The following is a 2,876-nucleotide window of genomic DNA, read 5'->3' as shown; positions in this document are numbered from 1 at the left end:
TTGGGTTTTATGTCCTGATACAATTGGCGGTAGCTATAGATAGGTAAGAATGGGTATTTCAATGTGTCGTCTATCTTATCTATTGAGAAAATTTCAGTATAATACTGTCTTATAGCTATAGCCAAACAAGTTAAGATATAAAACCTAGAAGAGTGTTGCGGCGCGAAGCGCCGCAACACTCTTCTGGGTTTTGTTTTTGTCCTAACATAACTGGCTACTGCTATAACATCTGTGTTAATTGCGCTTAGCTACTTATTGAGTTTTTGTCTATTTTTCTTGTCTGTAAAGTTGTGGGGCATTGGAGAATAATAAGCTCAAAATATGTTTTGTTTTTAAATGCTTTCAAGCCTAAATTGGGGAGTATTTGTATAGAGTTAGTCTTGACAAAAATACTTTGCCACCATGCCTTTCTATGGTTGCTTTAGACCTTGGTATATACTATGTTTTCTCTCAAGAAAAACATATGTAATTGCTGAAAGTTTTAAACTTTATTTGCTGGGGAATTTAATTGCATTTGACTATGTTAAATATTAGACTCTTTAAGTTAATCTTAAGAGTATGTGGTGTGAGTGTAGGGACTTGTTGAAAAGCAAGCGAATTTTTATGAGAAGCAGTGAGTCATGAGCGAGCAGAAAAAGAAACCAAAAGACTTTAGCGATCGCCTCGGGGAAATAGAAGATCCGAAAACTAAACGCTCCTTTCGTCCCAAATTGCGTTATGTGTTGGGAATGCTCTTTATGGGCTTGGTACTTAGTGGAGCAACAGCAAGAACTTGGCAATTTTTTAGTAAACAAAAGTCCATCGAGCCGATTGCCCAAGATGCAAATGCACCGATCAAACTATACGATCGCAATGGCTTTCCGCTACTCAATCCGCCGCCACCAGTGGATGCTGAAGTATGGGAATGCGATGTAGCAGTCGTGGGTGGCTCATTGGGCGGCGTTGCCGCAGCCTATCACTCGATGAAAACGGGGGCAACCACTTGCTTGATCGAGCTAACGCCAATGCTGGGTGGTCAGGTAAGCTCCCAAGGAGTGAGCGCGATCGATGAGTCCCTACTGATGCGCTATCGCCAGCAATTTCCGCTTAGCTGGACGCATTTTAAAAATATTATTGCCAGTCAGCCTGCATTACCTGAAGCCTATTCCTATCTAAAACCAGGGGCAGTGGTGGCAGATACTAATAGCTGTTGGGTGGGAAACCTCTGTTTTACCCCTTACTCTGGCGAACTTGCGGCGGAAGAATTTTTGCGTGAGGCAAAGCGATCGGCTCCTAAGAGTCGATGGGAGACGCAGATTGCTTTTAAGGGGGCAAGTTTTAACGAAAAGGGTGATCGCATTACGGCGATCTATGGAGTGCGTCGCATTTCCCGCGATCCCAACTATTTACCGCAAGGGCGACTATCTCGCGAAATTAAAAGTTGGTTTAATTGGAATTCTGACGAAACTTTCGATAAAAAACCGATCCGTTTGCAGGCTCCCGCTGGCAAGCAGATGATGGTAATCGACTCCACCGATACCGCTGAGTTGATTGCTTGGGCGAATATCCCGCACCGTCTGGGGGCTGAAGGCTTTAGCACCACAGGCGAAGTCCATGCCGTGGCAGATAATCCCGAATGCACACAAGCATTTACCTTTCCCTTTGTATTAAAAATTGCCGATGATGAGGGGCGATCGCTCAAGGAACTGCGGAAAGTCCAACCAGGATATTCGCGGGAAGAGCACCGCAAGGATTACGATCTGGGCAGATTCCCCATGTTTGAGGGGAACAGCATGTTTAACTATCGGCGGATTGTTAGCATGAAGCGCGACGATCCCTTTAAGGCGATCCCTGCTAAGGGCGATATGACAGTAGTTAACTGGAATCGTGGTAATGACTGGGGGATAATGAATCCACCACTCATCTTAACGGATAAACAAATTCGCGATTCAGGGCAACAACAAAATTGGCTTGGTGGTCTAAATACCACAGCCCTTAAGGATGGTGAAAATCATGCCTTATTATTTGCCGAATGGTTGATGGATAAGTACGCATCCGCAGAATTTCCGCTCCGCCTAATGTCAGGACCCGATAGCCCCATGCCCACCGAGTCAGGGCTGAGTATGTATCCTTATATTCGCGAGGGTCGTCGTATTCTCGGACGTTCTGCTTACGGTCAGCCAGAGTTTTTTATGCGCGAACAAGACCTGCGTAATGATATGGAGGGGGGACGCAACTTTAATCCGACATCCATTGGGTTAACGCATTATGCGATCGATATGCATGGTTGCCGTTATCGCAATTGGGAGCCATCGAAAGCCCCTAGCTCTGCTCCTACCAATGAGGATAAAGTCCGCCCAATTATCTTGCCCTTTGAGAGTTTGATTCCTCAACGTATCGATAATTTGCTCATGGGTGGTAAAGCGATCGCAGTTAGCCACATTGTTAATGGCGCAACCCGCATCCACGTTGGTGAATGGTCGGCAGGGGCGGCGGCAGGAGCGGCGGCGGCATGGATTGTTTTACAGGATGATGCATCATTAACCCCACAGGCAATTCTCGATCGCGGCAAAATTAACGATCTGCAAGCTCTCTTAAAATCGCAAGGTATGTTACTGGAGTGGTAGCTCCTACCACCTTAGTTTCGATATTCTCGATGTCACCCAAGCATAGGATGGCGGCGCTTCGCGCCGCCATCCTATGTTCTAAGAAGAGAATCGCCGCGCTTAGCGCGGCGATTCTCTTCTTAGAACAAAACACAAAATGGCATAGCCATTTTGTGTTTTGGTATTATAGATAATTCAAATAAAAACTACAGCTTCGACTTCGCTCAGCTAGCTTACACCGAGGGCTGAGCGAAGTCGAAGCCCGTCTACAAGTTATTTAAAACAACTATA

Annotated in this window: 1 protein-coding gene; it reads left to right on the top strand. The window is 45.7% G+C overall.

Annotated features, from left to right (window positions below; translation table 11 throughout):
* Positions 1 to 620 precede the first annotated feature (620 nt).
* Positions 621 to 2,606 carry an FAD-dependent oxidoreductase gene (locus AC805_RS04655; protein ID WP_055074332.1) on the top strand — a complete coding sequence of 662 codons (1,986 nt, stop codon included), beginning with the start codon at positions 621 to 623 and terminating at the stop codon, positions 2,604 to 2,606.
* Positions 2,607 to 2,876: the final 270 nt, after the last annotated feature.

The organism is Pseudanabaena sp. 'Roaring Creek' (assembly GCF_001402795.1).
GTDB lineage: Bacteria > Cyanobacteriota > Cyanobacteriia > Pseudanabaenales > Pseudanabaenaceae > Pseudanabaena.
Note: the sequence above shows the minus strand (reverse complement) of the source record. Positions and strands in the feature narration are given on the sequence as shown.